This window comes from Celeribacter litoreus (assembly GCF_020165855.1).
GTDB lineage: Bacteria > Pseudomonadota > Alphaproteobacteria > Rhodobacterales > Rhodobacteraceae > Celeribacter > Celeribacter litoreus.
This window is the reverse complement of the sequence record NZ_JAIUFY010000005.1, coordinates 1017282-1030974: the sequence shown is the minus strand read 5'-3', so window position 1 is coordinate 1030974 and position 13693 is coordinate 1017282. Positions and strand designations below refer to the sequence as shown.

At 60.3% G+C, this 13693-nt stretch carries 9 protein-coding genes; 4 read left to right on the top strand and 5 right to left on the bottom strand.

Annotated elements, in window-relative coordinates; all coding sequences use genetic code 11:
* The first annotated feature begins 26 nt into the window (after window positions 1-26).
* On the top strand, window positions 27-1496 hold the full coding sequence (locus LA304_RS07050; protein ID WP_224502400.1) for an aminotransferase-like domain-containing protein: 1470 nt from the start codon (window positions 27-29) through the stop codon (window positions 1494-1496).
* Window positions 1497-1505: 9 nt separating this feature from the next.
* On the opposite strand, the gene LA304_RS07045 is transcribed toward LA304_RS07050, so the two are convergent.
* Window positions 1506-2996, bottom strand: a complete 1491-nt coding sequence (locus tag LA304_RS07045) for an aldehyde dehydrogenase family protein (RefSeq protein ID WP_224502399.1) — start codon at window positions 2994-2996, stop codon at window positions 1506-1508.
* 168 nt (window positions 2997-3164) lie between these two features.
* On the opposite strand from LA304_RS07045, the gene LA304_RS07040 reads away from it, so the two are divergent.
* On the top strand, window positions 3165-4538 hold the full coding sequence (locus LA304_RS07040; RefSeq protein ID WP_224502398.1) for an aminotransferase family protein: 1374 nt from the start codon (window positions 3165-3167) through the stop codon (window positions 4536-4538).
* Between the two features lie 31 nt (window positions 4539-4569).
* Here LA304_RS07040 and eutC read toward each other — a convergent pair whose 3' ends face one another.
* The 3 genes from eutC to LA304_RS07025 all read right to left on the bottom strand — a co-directional run bounded on the left by eutC (window position 4570) and on the right by LA304_RS07025 (window position 7494).
* Complete coding sequence (gene eutC / locus LA304_RS07035) at window positions 4570-5331, bottom strand: ethanolamine ammonia-lyase subunit EutC (protein ID WP_224502397.1); 762 nt, start codon at window positions 5329-5331, stop codon at window positions 4570-4572.
* A complete protein-coding gene (locus tag LA304_RS07030) occupies window positions 5328-6710 on the bottom strand; it encodes an ethanolamine ammonia-lyase subunit EutB (RefSeq protein WP_224502396.1) in 1383 nt (460 codons plus the stop codon). The genes eutC and LA304_RS07030 overlap by 4 nt, the downstream gene beginning before the upstream one ends.
* Window positions 6711-6813: 103 nt before the next feature.
* Window positions 6814-7494, bottom strand: coding sequence for a TetR/AcrR family transcriptional regulator (locus LA304_RS07025; RefSeq protein ID WP_224502395.1), 681 nt, complete (start codon window positions 7492-7494; stop codon window positions 6814-6816).
* Window positions 7495-7687: 193 nt separating this feature from the next.
* Between LA304_RS07025 and LA304_RS07020 the strand changes: the two genes are divergently transcribed.
* Both LA304_RS07020 and LA304_RS07015 read left to right on the top strand, forming a co-directional pair.
* Entirely contained in the window at window positions 7688-8845 is a 1158-nt protein-coding gene (locus LA304_RS07020) for an efflux RND transporter periplasmic adaptor subunit (RefSeq protein ID WP_224502394.1), read from the top strand.
* A 21-nt stretch (window positions 8846-8866) separates the two neighbouring features.
* Window positions 8867-11974, top strand: a complete 3108-nt coding sequence (locus LA304_RS07015) for an efflux RND transporter permease subunit (protein WP_224502393.1) — start codon at window positions 8867-8869, stop codon at window positions 11972-11974.
* Window positions 11975-12048: 74 nt separating this feature from the next.
* On the opposite strand, the gene LA304_RS07010 is transcribed toward LA304_RS07015, so the two are convergent.
* Entirely contained in the window at window positions 12049-13680 is a 1632-nt protein-coding gene (locus LA304_RS07010; protein WP_224502392.1) for an alpha-D-glucose phosphate-specific phosphoglucomutase, read from the bottom strand.
* Between the last annotated feature and the right edge of the window lie 13 nt (window positions 13681-13693).

Below are 13693 nucleotides of genomic sequence, written 5' to 3'. Positions count from 1 at the left end.
CATGTTGAAAAGGCACGAGTCGCCCCATGCTGGAACGCTATTTCGAGACCCCGTTTGACGACAGCGCCTCTTTGCAGCATCAGATTCAGGAACGCTTGATCGAAGCCATTCTTGACGGGGCGGTTTCACCTGTCGATCCCCTGCCCTCCTCGCGAGAATTTGCCAAGACAATCAATGTCTCCCGCAATACGGTTTCGATTGTCTACGACCGGTTGCATCAGGATGGGTTCATCACCGCGAAACCGCGCCGTGGCTATTTCATTGATGAGAATTTCGTCCGTGAAAAGCTCGACGTCGCGCCGCCGCGTCACCGGCCCGGATCGGCGTCCAAACCGGATTTCGGCCGGTTCATCCCACGGCGCTACACCGCACAGGTGAATATCGAGAAACTGCACGACTGGCACCGCTATCCCTATCCGTTCATCTTCGGACAGGTCGCGCGGGACGACGTTTCCGTGGCGCGCTGGCGCGACTGTCTCCGTCGCGCGGGCACGTCTCGGCACGTGGGCACATGGGCTGACGATTTGACGGACAGCGACGATCCGCTTCTCTTGGAACAGATTACCCGCCGCGTGCTCCCGCAGCGCGGGTTCCGTGCGGGAGCTGATGAGCTATTGATCACCGTCGGTGCGCAAAATGCGATTTGGATGGTCGCGACCCTGTTTCTCGACACCACCAAAACAATCGTTGTCGAGGACCCCGGTTATGTCGATGCCCGCAATATCTTTCTCTCGCACGGCTGCGAGGTCCGGCCTGCGCCTGTGGACAGCAAGGGGCTCAATTTCCGTTCAAAGCTCGACGGCGCGGATATGGTCTATGTCACCCCGGGACACCAGTCCCCTACCAATGTCACCATGCCGATGGAGCGACGTCTCGCGCTCATTGAGGCGGCGAATGAGCAGAACTTTCTCATTCTCGAAGACGACTACGAACACGAACTCAACTTTATCGGCGCCCAACACCCGACGCTCAAGGCGCTCGACGCCACCGGTCGCGTGATCCACGTTGGCTCTCTCACCAAACCGCTCTTCCCCGGCATTCGCCTCGGGTTCATTGCGGCGGATCGGGAGGTGATTGCGGAACTGCGGGATTTGCGCCGTCTGATGTATCGTCACCCCTCCGCGCTTGCGCAACGCGCGATGGCGCTCTTTCTGTCAGAAGGTCACTACGACGCCCATATCCGGCGGCACAGACGTGGAATGGCGGAGAAATGGCGTGTGATGCTGCGTGAAATCGACCGCCAGCTTCCCGAGTGCTCCGTGACGATGACGACGGGCGGGTCAGGCATCTGGCTCGCACTACCTGAGGGGGTAGATGCCCCGTCCGTCCAGAAAGCCGCCCTCGAACTCGGTGTCGTGATCGAGGCCGGCACGGTGCATTACATGCGTGAAAATCCACCCCAAAACAGGCTCCGGATGGGGTTTGGCGCGATTGATGTCTCGAAAATCCCGACCGGGATCGCCCGACTGTCAGAGGCTATCAACCGCGCCAGATGACGCGTGAGATTAGTCCATCGCGATGACGATGGTCTTGGAGCGCGTGAAATGCGCGAGCATGGCTTCGAGCGAGGCTTCTTTCCCGAGACCGGAGCGACCGAACCCGCCATAGGACACGTTCGGCTGGATCGTCAGGTTCTGGTTCACCTGCACATAGCCCGCGTTTAACCGAGACGTCGCATCGAGAGCAGTCGAGAGCGTTTCCGTCCACACCGTCGCGGCCAGGCCATAGCGACTGTCGTTCGCCTTTGCGATCACGTCCTCATAGTCGGACCACTTCTGAACAACGGCCACCGGCCCGAAAATCTCGTTCTGAACGCAGGGGTGATCTTCCGGCAGGTCGAGCAAGAGCGTCGGCAAAGCGAAGAGATCAAGTGAAAGCGTCGTCCCCTCCGGCATCTGACCGCAGCGGATCACAGTCGCGCCCTTAGCAGCCTCCGCCTGCGCGACGTAGTCGTCAACCACGGCCGCTTGTTTGGCGTTGATGATGGTGCCTATGTCGGTTTCCTCATCGAGCGGATCGCCAATTTTGAGCGCGTTCAGGGCATCCGTTAGCGCCTTGAGAAACGGCTCATAGAGGCTTTCATGCACGTAAATCCGCGAGGACGCCGTGCAGCTCTGTCCCTGGCGGGTGAAACGCATGCCGGAGATGGCACCAGCCACAGCTTTGTCCAGATTGGCATCGTCGCAGACGATCATCGGGCTTTTACCGCCAAGCTCCAAAGAGACTGGCACAATGCGCTCAGCGGCGGCTTTGTAGACCGTTTCACCGACAGCTTCGGAACCGGTGAAGGTGATCTTCGCCACGTCCGGATGCGCGGTCAGCGCCGCGCCACAATCGGGGCCGTTGCCGTTGATGACGTTGAGCACGCCAGCGGGGAGAAATTCCATCACAATCTCGGCGGCGAGATAGGTCGCGAACGGGGCTTCCTCCGACGCTTTGACCACCACCGTATTGCCCGCCACGAGTGCTGGTGCAATCTTGAGCATCATGAGCACGAGCGGCACGTTCCACGGCACGATCGCCCCCACAACACCGAGCGGCTCCCGCGTCGTCATGGTGAGCATATTCGGGCTGAACGGGATGGTCTCGCCTTTGAGTTCCGATCCCAAACCGCCATAGAATTCAAGGATATCTGCGGCTGTCTTGACCTCTCCACGGCATTCCGTGCGGATCGCTTTGCCCGTCTCGCGTGCGAGCACTTGCGCGACAAGTTCGAAGTTCTCCAGAAGCGCACGTCCCGCCGCGGCTACGGCCTTGCCCCGCTCCCGCGCCGGTGTCGCACCCCAAGCCGGAAAGGCCTCTTTCGCCGCCGCGACAGCGGCACCCGTTTCCTCGGCCCCCGACGCGGCCGCCTGACCAAGAACCGCGCCTGTCGCAGGGTTCAAAACGTCTAGCCCCGTAGAAACAGGCACACGTTTGCCCCCCACGAGGTTAAGGTTGCGGTAAGCCGCAGTTACGGCCTGCGAGTCGGGGAAGGTGGAAGCAATCTGGGTCATATCCCTTGCATTGCCCGAAACCTGTCAGCCGAATAGGTGCCAGAGATTCAAAACAATGAGTCCAGTATATTCGACCTCTTGCGCTGGACCGATAAATGTCATTCGCTGGCTCTAGACCCGTCTATGAGCGGTATGATTTGCTCATGGAACTGAACTACGGAGAACTCCATGCACGACAATGATCTCTCAGCCATCGTAGAGGCCGACCGCGCCCACGTCTGGCACCACATGTTCCAGCACAAGGCGCTGGAAACCCGCGACCCGCGTATCATCGTGGAGGGCAAAGGCATGTCTGTCTGGGATCAGAACGGGCGTGAGTTCCTCGACGCTGTGTCCGGCGGCGTCTGGACCGTGAACGTCGGCTACGGCCGCGAGCGCATCGCCAATGCCGTGCGCGACCAGCTCATCAAGATGAACTACTTTGCTGGCTCCGCTGGCTCCATACCGGGCGCGCAATTCTCTGAAATGCTGACCGAAAAAACCCCCGGCCTGAGCCGCGTTTACTACTGTAACTCTGGTTCGGAAGCCAATGAAAAGGCTTTCAAAATGGTCCGTCAGATCGCGCACAAACGCTATGGCGGCAAGAAGACCAAAATCCTGTTCCGCGACCGCGATTACCACGGCACAACCATCGGCACCCTGTCCGCATGCGGCCAGCAACAGCGCGCCCAACAGTACGGTCCGTTTGCCCCTGACTTCATCGAAGTTCCCCACTGCCTCGACTACCGCGCCCAGTGGGATGTCGAGAACTACGGCGAACGCGCTGCAGAAGCCATCGAAGAGGTCATTCTCCGCGAAGGCCCCGAGACGGTCGGCGCACTTTGCCTTGAGCCCGTAACCGCTGGCGGTGGCGTGATCGTTCCGCCGCAGGGCTACTGGGAAAAGGTGCAGGAGATCTGCAAAAAGTATGACGTGCTCCTCCACATCGACGAAGTCGTCTGTGGCATGGGCCGCACGGGTGAATGGTTCGGCTATCAGAACTATGGCATCAAGCCCGACTTCATCACCACCGCGAAAGGCGTCGCCTCCGGCTATGCCGCCATCGCTTGCATGATCACCACGGACGAAGTGTTCTCCATGTTCTCTGACACGCCGGAAGACCCGATGAACTACTTCCGCGACATCTCGACTTTCGGCGGCTGCACGGCCGGTCCGGCGGCGGCAATCGAGAACATGAAAATCATCGAAGAGGAAAACCTCCTCGCCAACACCAAAGTCATGGGCGATCGCCTGATGGCGGGCCTCGATGCTCTGATGGACAAGCACCCGCTCATCGGAGACACGCGTGGCAAGGGCCTCTTCTGTGGCGCTGAACTCGTTGTGGATCGCGCGACGAAAGAGCCGCTCTCCGAGAAACTCGTTGGCGCTGTCGTCGCGGAATGCGACAAGCAGGGCGTCATTATCGGCGCGACCAACCGTTCTGTGCCGGGATTCAACAACACACTGTGCTTCTCGCCTGCGCTGATCTCCACCGCAGACGACATTGATCGCATCCTGAATGCGGTCGACAACGCGCTCACGACCGTCGCGGCGACGATGTAACTTCGCCTCGCAACACTCTGATTAAAATGGATTACGCCTCGCCGATGTGCGGGGCGTTTTCTTGCGTGAGGGTGCCGCTTTCCTCTTTGAGACCGGTGCCCGTGAGCCCCCGCTCAAGCGCCGTACGTGTCAGCCAAGCGATTTTTTCCGCTGCCTGTTCGTAGGACATGCCGCCCTTGCCGTGGATGTTGGAGAGGCAGTTGCGCTGGCTGTCTTTGACACCTGCTTTCGGGCCATAGGTCAGGTAGGCTCCGAGGCTATCAGCAACCGTCAGGCCAGGGCGCTCACCGACCAGAAGGACGACAAGCCGTGCGCCGAGGGCTGCACCGATTTCGTCGCCGATGGCCACCCGCGCTTGTGAGGCAACCACGACAGGACCGAAGGACAGTCCTTCAAGTTTTGCGCGGGCCGCATGAACAACCGAGGCCGCATGGGCCTGCACAGCCGCGGAGGACAACCCGTCCGCAATGACGAAGGCCACATCACACAGGGGCCGCGCGTTGAGTTTATCCGCCTCGCCCGCCGCCAGTTTGCGCCCCAAATCCGGACGCCGCAGATAGTTCGCGCGGTCGGGCGCAGCAGAGGCTACTCGGATGGTTTCGAGCGGCGCCAACTCCGCCTCAAGCGCATCCATATCCAGCGCGGAGTGCACCGCATCACGGGCACGGGCATGGGCAAACTGGAATTCGAGGTTCGCACCGGTCGGAAGCCCCGCCCCCGTGCGCCCGAGCGCAATCCGCGCAGGCGTCGCCTGACGCAGGGCCGCCCATTTGTCTTTCACCACATCGCTCATTGTGCGGCCTCCAGAAGTCTCTCGGTGGCCTGTCCGCTCGGGAGCAAGTGGCCCGCCTCATTCACCAGCCCCATGGACGTCAACCACGCCTCGAACTCCGGCGCGGCCTTCAGGCCCAGAGAGTTACGCAGATAGGCGATGTCGTGGAAAGAGAGACTCTGGTAATTCAGCATGATGTCATCTGCCCCCGGCACGCCGATCAGGAACTGCGCGCGGGCATTGGCGAGGAGCGTCATCAGAACATCCATGTCGTTCTGATCGGCTTCTGCGTGGTTCGTGTAACAGACGTCACACCCCATCGGCAGGCCGAGAAGCTTGCCGCAGAACACGTCTTCGAGCCCCGCGCGGATGATCTCCTTGCCGTCGTAGAGGTATTCCGGCCCGATAAAGCCGACCACGGTATTGACGATCAGCGGATCATAGGCGCGGCAGACCGCATAGGCGCGCGCTTCCAAAGTTTGCTGATCGATCCCATGATGCGCGTCAGCAGAGAGCGCGCTGCCCTGCCCCGTTTCGAAATACATCACATTGGTGCCAACCGTGCCGCGCCCGAGCGACAGCGCCGCCTCATGCGCCTCTTTGAGCATCGAGAGCGTGACACCGAACCCCTCGTTCGCGGCCTGCGTCCCCGCCACGGATTGGAACACGAGATCGAGCGGCGCGCCACGATTTATGATCTCAATGGAGTTGGTGACATGGGTCAGCACGCAGCTTTGCGTCGGAATGTCATAGCGTGCCCGAAGATCGTCGAGCATGGACAATAGAGTCATCGCCGTCGGAATATTGTCCGTCGCCGGATTGATCCCGATCACCGCATCGCCCACCGCATAGGACAACCCGTCGAGGGTCGAGGCCACGATGCCCTTCAGATCATCAGCGGGGTGATTGGGCTGAAGCCGCGAGCCGATGCGGCCCTCAAGGCCGAGGGTAGAGCGAAACGCCGTCACGACCGTGATCTTGCGCGCCACGGCAATGAGATCGCGGCTTCGCATCAGTTTGGAGACTGCAGCCGCCATTTCCGGCATGAGACCGGGCGCGAGCGCCTTAAGCACCGTCGGCGTCGCTGCATCCGAGAGGAGCCAGTCGCGAAACTGTCCAACTGTCATGTGCGACACGGGCGCGAAGGCCTCCGCGTCATGGCTGTCGACGATCAGGCGTGCAACCTCGTCCTCCTCATAGGGGATCAACAGCTCCTCAAGAAACACCTTGAGCGGCAAATCGGCGAGAACCATCTGCGCCGCGACCCGCTGCACATCGCTTTCCGCGATCAATCCCGCCAGTGCATCGCCAGACCGCGCGGGCGTCGCTTTCGCCATCACATCTGCCAAGTTCGGGAATTGAAATCTCTCGCCACCAAGGGTGCAGGAATAGGCGCACATGGGTCTTCTCGTTCTTTAGGTCCTTTGAGACACTAGCGCGTGTTTGCGCGAACGCCCGCATTTTCGACGGGCGGCACGCACCAGAAAACGCTCTGCCCGCGTTTCAGGCACGCGCGCCCATTTTCACGGCACAGCCATCAAGGAACAAGCGGATGGCGAGAGCACGGCGTTCGGCTTCCTGTTCGGACGACGGCTCAACAAAATCGGGTTCGATCAACTTTCTGAGCGGATCATCGAAGGCCATATTAACCAGAAGATCTGCCGCCAGCGCGCATTGAGCAGACGTCAAAGTGAGGCGTCCCATTTCAATCTCGCGCTCCAATTCCTGACATACATACCGGTTGAGACGGTCGCGCCCGTTCCTTAGCAACTCAAGGCACAAGGTCGGGTAAGTCTGGGCCCGCGCAATCAAAGTGCGCAGGAATTCGCGTTTGTGAGCGTCCGTTCCCGGGGGCTTGTTGATCGTCAACAGCCGATCAAGACGTTCTGAGATGTGCGCATCACGCATTTCAGCCGGAAGTGGTTCAAAAATACTTTCCCCGACCCGCGCGATAACGCGGCCAAGAAGTTCTTCCTGACTGTCGAAATGTTCATAAACGGTCCGCTTCGACATCCCCGCACGCCGCGCAATCGATGCCATAGTGATCTGATCAAAGCCCTGCTCCGTCATCAACGCCTGTGTCGCATCGAGGATCAGACCTTCGCGGACCTCACCGTCCATCTGGACCGGACGTCCGCGCTTGCGTTCGGCGACACCGAACACACTACATCGCTCAACCTGCATTTTTTTTGCACACATGCAGCTACCCACACCCCCTTGATCATCAGAGCACACTCACCGCGCTTTACAAAACCATCGGGTTTCAATAATCGAAAATCAAGCCCAGTTCCAACGCACAAAACCGGAACGCGTCATTTTGAGGGCGATTTTTCCCTCCCCCGCACTAGATCGCGGGCATGTTCTGCCGGAGTTACCTATGACACACCTTCGCCCTTCCCTGACATTCGGCTCTGGAGCAGTGCTCGCACTGTCTCTCGCACTTGCCCAACCTGTTTTTGCCCAAAGCGGCCCGCCCGCGATGCCTGTGACTGTTGTTACGCTCTCTGCGCAAGACGTGACGCTGAGCAGCCCGCTCCCCGGTCGTGTGGCCGCCTCGTCCGAGGCAGAAGTGCGCCCGCAGGTCGGCGGCATCATCCAGACGCGCCAGTTCGAAGAAGGCAGCGCGGTGAATGAGGGGGATCCCCTCTACCAAATCGACGCGGCGACCTATCAGGCCGCGAAAGCCGTGGCAGAGGCCAGCCTCGCCCAAGCCAAAGCTGCGCTGAAGTCGGCTGAAATTGAATACGAGCGCCAGCAGGAACTCAAATCCCGCAACGTCGTCGCTCAGCAGAACCTCGACACGGCGATTGCAGAACGCGACTCCGCCGCAGCCGCGGTGAAAGTTGCCGAGGCGAACCTCCTCGCCGCTGAAATCGATCTGGAACGCACCGAAATCCGTGCGCCGATTTCTGGCGTGGTTGGCCTCAGCGACATCAGCCAGGGTGCACTCGTCACCGCAGGACAGGCGAGCGCCCTCACCACCATCCGTGCGCTTGATCCGATTTATGTGGACGTCACTCAATCCGCGTCTGAAATGCTGCGTTGGCGCCGTCTCGGCAGTGGCCAGGAATTCGCCGACGACCTCGGACAAACTGTGTCTCTCACACTCGCCGACGGCATCGCCTACGATCACAAAGGCGAACTTTCCGCCGCTGAACCCTATGTGAACGAGGACACCGGCACGATCCTGTTGCGTCTCTCCTTCCCGAACCCTGACAACTTCCTGCTGCCAGGCATGTACGTTCAGGTCGAGATGCCGCAAGGCGTCGTGTCTGACGCGATCCTCGTCCCTCAAGAAGCCGTCAGCCGCGACCGCCGCGGTCGTCCGATGGCGCTCGTCGTCAACGCAGAGAACGTCGTTGAACAGCGCGTCCTCGAGGTGGTGAGCGATCAAGGCGCTAACTGGGTCGTCACCGATGGTCTCGCCGCCGGTGATCGTGTCATCGTTGCAGGCCTCCAGAAAACCGCACCGGGTGCAACGGTCGTGCCGCAAGAACAAGGCGCGGCCGCACAACCCACCGCAGACAACAACTGACCGGCAAAAGGATCCCTTTGAATGGCTCGCTTTTTTATTGATCGCCCGGTCTTTGCGTGGGTGATTTCCATCTTGATCATGGGGATCGGCCTGTTGTCGATCTTCTCCCTCCCCGTCGCACAGTATCCGCAGATCGCGCCGCCCTCCATTTCGGTGCGCGCCACCTATCCGGGTGCGTCGGCTGAAACCGTCGCGAATACCGTCACCCAGATCATCGAACAGCAGATGACCGGCCTCGACGGCATGCGCTATATGTCGTCGTCCTCGACATCTGCCGGCTCTGCCTCGATCACATTGACGTTTGAGACAGGCACAGACCCTGACATTGCTCAGGTTCAGGTTCAAAACAAACTGTCACAGGCGACCGCGCTCCTCCCGGATGCGGTGCAAAGACAGGGTGTGACCGTCCAAAAGAGCTCCGCAGGCTTCCTCATGGTGATCGGCGTGATCTCTGAGGACGGCAGCATGGACCAATCCGACCTCGCCGACTATCTCAACACGAACCTCGTGGATGCCTTCAGCCGGATCGAAGGCGTGGGCGGTACGCAGGTCTTCGGTGCGAAATACGCAATGCGCGTCTGGCTTGACCCGTCCAAGCTCGCCGCATTCGACATGACGCCCTCCGACATTGTGTCTGCAATCTCCGGCTACAACGCCCAGATTTCCGCTGGCTCCTTTGGCTCCATGCCGTCGCCCGACGGTCAGGCCTTCACAGCAACCATCACCGCGCAATCGCTCCTGCAGACGCCGGACGACTTCCGCAACATCATTCTGCGGTCCGAGCAGGACGGCGGTCTTGTGCTGCTCGACGACGTGGCACGGGTGGAGATCGGTGCGGAAAACTACATGACCATTTCCCAATACAATGGTCAGCCCGCATCCGGCATGGCGATCCAGCTTGCCCCCGGTGCAAACGCTCTCGACACCTCGCACCGTGTGCGTGAGATGGTTGAGGACTACGCGGAATACTTCCCCGAGGGCATGAGCTACGTCATTCCTTACGACACCACACCGTTCATCGAAATCTCGATCCACGAAGTGCAGAAGACCCTCATGGAAGCCATCGTTCTGGTGTTCTTCGTGATGCTTCTCTTCCTGCAAAACCTCCGTGCAACCCTCATTCCGACGCTGGCTGTGCCGGTCGTGATCTTGGGGACCTTCGCGATCCTCGCGCTCTTCGGGTTCACCATCAACGTGCTGACCATGCTCGCCATGGTGCTCGCGATTGGTCTGCTCGTAGATGACGCGATCGTTGTGGTGGAGAACGTCGAACGGATTATGGAAGAAGAAGGGCTCAGTCCGCGTGAGGCGACCCGCAAGTCCATGGATCAGATCACCGGCGCGCTCGTGGGTATCGCCCTCGTGCTCTCCGCTGTGTTCATTCCGATGGCCTTCTTTGGCGGCTCCACCGGCGTGATCTATCGCCAGTTCTCGATCACCATCGTCTCCGCGATGATGCTCTCTGTGCTGGTCGCACTGACGCTGACCCCTGCACTCTGCGCCACGATCCTACGCGGCAAGGACGCCCACCACACCCATCGTGGCCCCTTCGGCTGGTTCAACACTGCGTTTGACAAGCTCTCCGGCGGCTACGGCGGCACTGTGGGCTATATCATCCGCCGTCCGCTCCGGATGCTAATGGTCTATGCCCTCATGGGTGGCGGCATCGCGTGGCTCTTCATGCAAACTCCGACAGGCTTCCTGCCGGATGAGGACCAAGGCATCATGATGGCCCTCGTTCAGGGTCCGTCGGGGTCCACCTCCGAGAACACGCTCAAGGCCAACACCCAGATTAAGGACTACTTCCTCTCCGCCGAGAGCGAGAACGTCGAAGCCGTGTTCAGCATCGTTGGTTTCTCCTTTTCCGGTGCGGGTCAGAACAACGGTCTCGCCTTCATCCGGATGAAGGACTGGGAAGAACGGCCTGATCCGTCCCAATCCGTTCAGGCCGTTGCAGGACGTGCCTTCCCGGCCATGATGGGCATTCAGGAGGCCATGGCCTTCCCGATCGTCCCACCGGCTGTGATCGAACTGGGCAACGTCTCCGGCTTTGACTTCTACTTGCAGGCGCAGGCCGGTCAGTCACACGAGCAGCTTCTCGAAGCACGTAACATGCTCCTTGGCATGGCGGGCCAAAGCGATCTGATCGCCTCCGTACGCCCCTCGGGTCTCGAAGATGCGACACAGTTCAAACTCGACATTGACTGGCGCGCTGCCGGTGCGATGGGGATTGATCCGGGTGTCGTCGGCAACACGCTCTCTATCGCGATGGCGGGCACCTATGTGAACGACTTTAACGACAATGGCCGCACCAAACGCGTCTATGTCCAAGGCGATCCGGATAGCCGTGCAACCCCGAGCGATCTCCAGAAATGGCGCGTCCGGAACAACGCTGGCGAGTTGGTGCCCTTCTCCAACTTCACGAGCGAGCGCTGGGTCTATGGTCCGCAGGGCCTCACCCGCTACAACGGCACCCCATCGATGCAGATTCAGGGCTCTCCGGCGCCGGGTGTCTCGACCGGCGAAGCAATGGCAGAGATCGAACGTCTCGTCTCTCAAATCCCCGGCGGCTTCTCCGTCGCATGGACGGGCCTGTCGCTCGAAGAACGTGAATCCGGCTCTCAGGCGCCGATGCTCTATATGCTCTCTCTTGCTGCGATCTTCTTCTGTCTCGCAGCACTCTATGAAAGCTGGGCGATCCCGTTCTCAGTCATGCTCGCCATGCCGGTGGGTATCCTAGGCACGCTCTTCACCGCATGGCACTTCGGCTTCCAGAACGGTGTGTTCTTTCAGGTGGGTCTGCTCACCGTCATCGGTCTGACCGGTAAGAACGCTATCCTGATCGTCGAATTCGCCCGTGAACAGGTGGAGGCGGGCGTGGATATGTTCGAGGCCGTATTGACAGCCGCGAAGCAGCGTTTCCGTCCGATCGTGATGACATCGATGGCCTTCTCCCTCGGGGTTGTGCCTCTGGTGCTCTCCTCCGGCGCAGGTGCCGGTGGCCGCCAAGCGGTTGGCGCAGCCGTCCTCGGCGGGACGATCACGGGGACGGTGCTCGGCATCCTGTTTGTGCCGCTGTTCTACGTCGTGGTGACCAAGCTCACAGGCAAAAAGAAACGCACGGCCTGACCGCTAAAATATGACCAAGAAAAAGGCCGGAGCATCTCTGCTCCGGCCTTTTTTGTTGAGATTTATGCTGCGCGTTAGGTGATGACATCCGGCGCATTCCGCCCAGTCCGCGTGCGGATTTCCGCGAGTTTGTCCGCCGCAGACACCACATCGGAAAGTGCATTCTGCGGGTTGTCTTGAAGCGCGGCAGGGTTCGTCTCCACCGTCTCCAGATACACGCGCAAGGTCGCCCCTTCGGTCCCTGTGCCGGACAGACGGAACACGATCCGGCCACCGCCCTTGAACATGATGCGGATGCCCTGCCCTTCGGAACGCGATCCGTCGACCGGATCGTCATAGGCAAACTCGTCCGCAGCCTCGACGGTCATGCCCTCAACAACGCGACCCTTCAGGTTCGGCAAACGCGTGCGGAGCGCCTGCATCAGGCCATTCGCAGCGTCGCTATCGACGGCCTCATAGTCATGGCGCGAATAGTAGTTGCGGCCATATTTGGACCAGTGATCGGCCATCACCTCGGCAACAGACTGTTTGCGCGCGGCCAGCACATTGAGCCAGAACAGAACAGCCCAAAGGCCATCTTTTTCTCGCACGTGATCGGACCCCGTGCCCGCGCTCTCCTCACCGCAAAGCGTCGCACGCCCCGCGTCGAGCAGGTTGCCAAAGAATTTCCACCCTGTCGGCGTCTCATAGCAGGCATATCCAGCAGCCTCGGCCACGCGGTCGAGCGCGCGAGACGTTGGCATAGAACGCGCAACGCCCTTGAGGCCGCCTTTGTAGGCGGGCACAAGTTCTGCATTCGCGGCGAGCACCGCGAGGCTATCGGACGGCGTGACATAGGCGTTGCGGCCCACGATCATGTTCCGGTCACCATCACCATCAGAGGCCGCGCCAAAGTCTGGTGCGCCGGAGGAGAACATCAGATCCATCAGCGTCTTCGCCCAGATCGGGTTCGGGTCCGGATGGCCACCACCGAAATCGGGCGACGGCACGGCATTGACAACAGAGCCCTCGGGCGCGCCAAGCGTTCCTTCAAGGATCGCCTTCGCATAGGGGCCAGTCACAGCATGCATCGCGTCAAAGCAAAGGGTGAAACCGGAGGCAAAAAGCGCCTTGATCGCGTCGAAATCAAAAATGCCCGCCATCATCTCCGCGTAATCGGCCACGGGATCGACGACTTCGATCTCCATCCCTTCGAGCGTCTTGGTCCCCAGTGTCGCAATGTCGATATCGGTGCTGTCACAGATCGCATACTCGGTGAGCGTCTTCGTCTGTTCGAAAATCTTCTCGGTCACGCCCTCCGGCGCAGGACCGCCGTTGGGGTTGTTGAACTTGACGCCGAAGTCTTCTTTCGGCCCGCCCGGGTTGTGCGATGCCGACATAATGATGCCACCATCGGTCTCACGAATGCGGATCAGGTTCGACGCCGCCGGTGTCGACAGGATCGCGTTTTGGCCGATGATCACCTTCTTCGCGCCATTCGCCGCCGCCATGCGCAGGATCACTTGCGCGGCGCGGTCGTTGAAGTAGCGACCATCCCCGCCGACGACATAGGTTTTCCCCTCCGCGCCGCCTGTTGCATTGAAAATCGACTGCACAAAATTCTCGAGATAGTGCGGCTGCATGAAAACAGGCGTTTTCTTTCGCAGGCCGGATGTCCCCGGTTTCTGTCCTTCGATCGGTGTCGTGGCAACCACGTGACGCGTCATGGGTTTTCCTCTC

Excerpts from the sequence above, each read along its gene's own strand:
- LA304_RS07050 (WP_224502400.1), top strand. The coding sequence starts at position 27 with ATGCTGGAACGCTATTTCGAGACCCCGTTTGACGACAGCGCCTCTTTG.
- LA304_RS07020 (WP_224502394.1), top strand. The coding sequence starts at position 7,688 with ATGACACACCTTCGCCCTTCCCTGACATTCGGCTCTGGAGCAGTGCTC.
- LA304_RS07015 (WP_224502393.1), top strand. The coding sequence starts at position 8,867 with ATGGCTCGCTTTTTTATTGATCGCCCGGTCTTTGCGTGGGTGATTTCC.
- LA304_RS07045 (WP_224502399.1), bottom strand. The coding sequence starts at position 2,996 with ATGACCCAGATTGCTTCCACCTTCCCCGACTCGCAGGCCGTAACTGCG.
- LA304_RS07010 (WP_224502392.1), bottom strand. The coding sequence starts at position 13,680 with ATGACGCGTCACGTGGTTGCCACGACACCGATCGAAGGACAGAAACCG.
- eutC (WP_224502397.1), bottom strand. The coding sequence starts at position 5,331 with ATGAGCGATGTGGTGAAAGACAAATGGGCGGCCCTGCGTCAGGCGACG.
- LA304_RS07040 (WP_224502398.1), top strand. The coding sequence starts at position 3,165 with ATGCACGACAATGATCTCTCAGCCATCGTAGAGGCCGACCGCGCCCAC.
- LA304_RS07025 (WP_224502395.1), bottom strand. The coding sequence starts at position 7,494 with ATGCAGGTTGAGCGATGTAGTGTGTTCGGTGTCGCCGAACGCAAGCGC.
- LA304_RS07030 (WP_224502396.1), bottom strand. The coding sequence starts at position 6,710 with ATGTGCGCCTATTCCTGCACCCTTGGTGGCGAGAGATTTCAATTCCCG.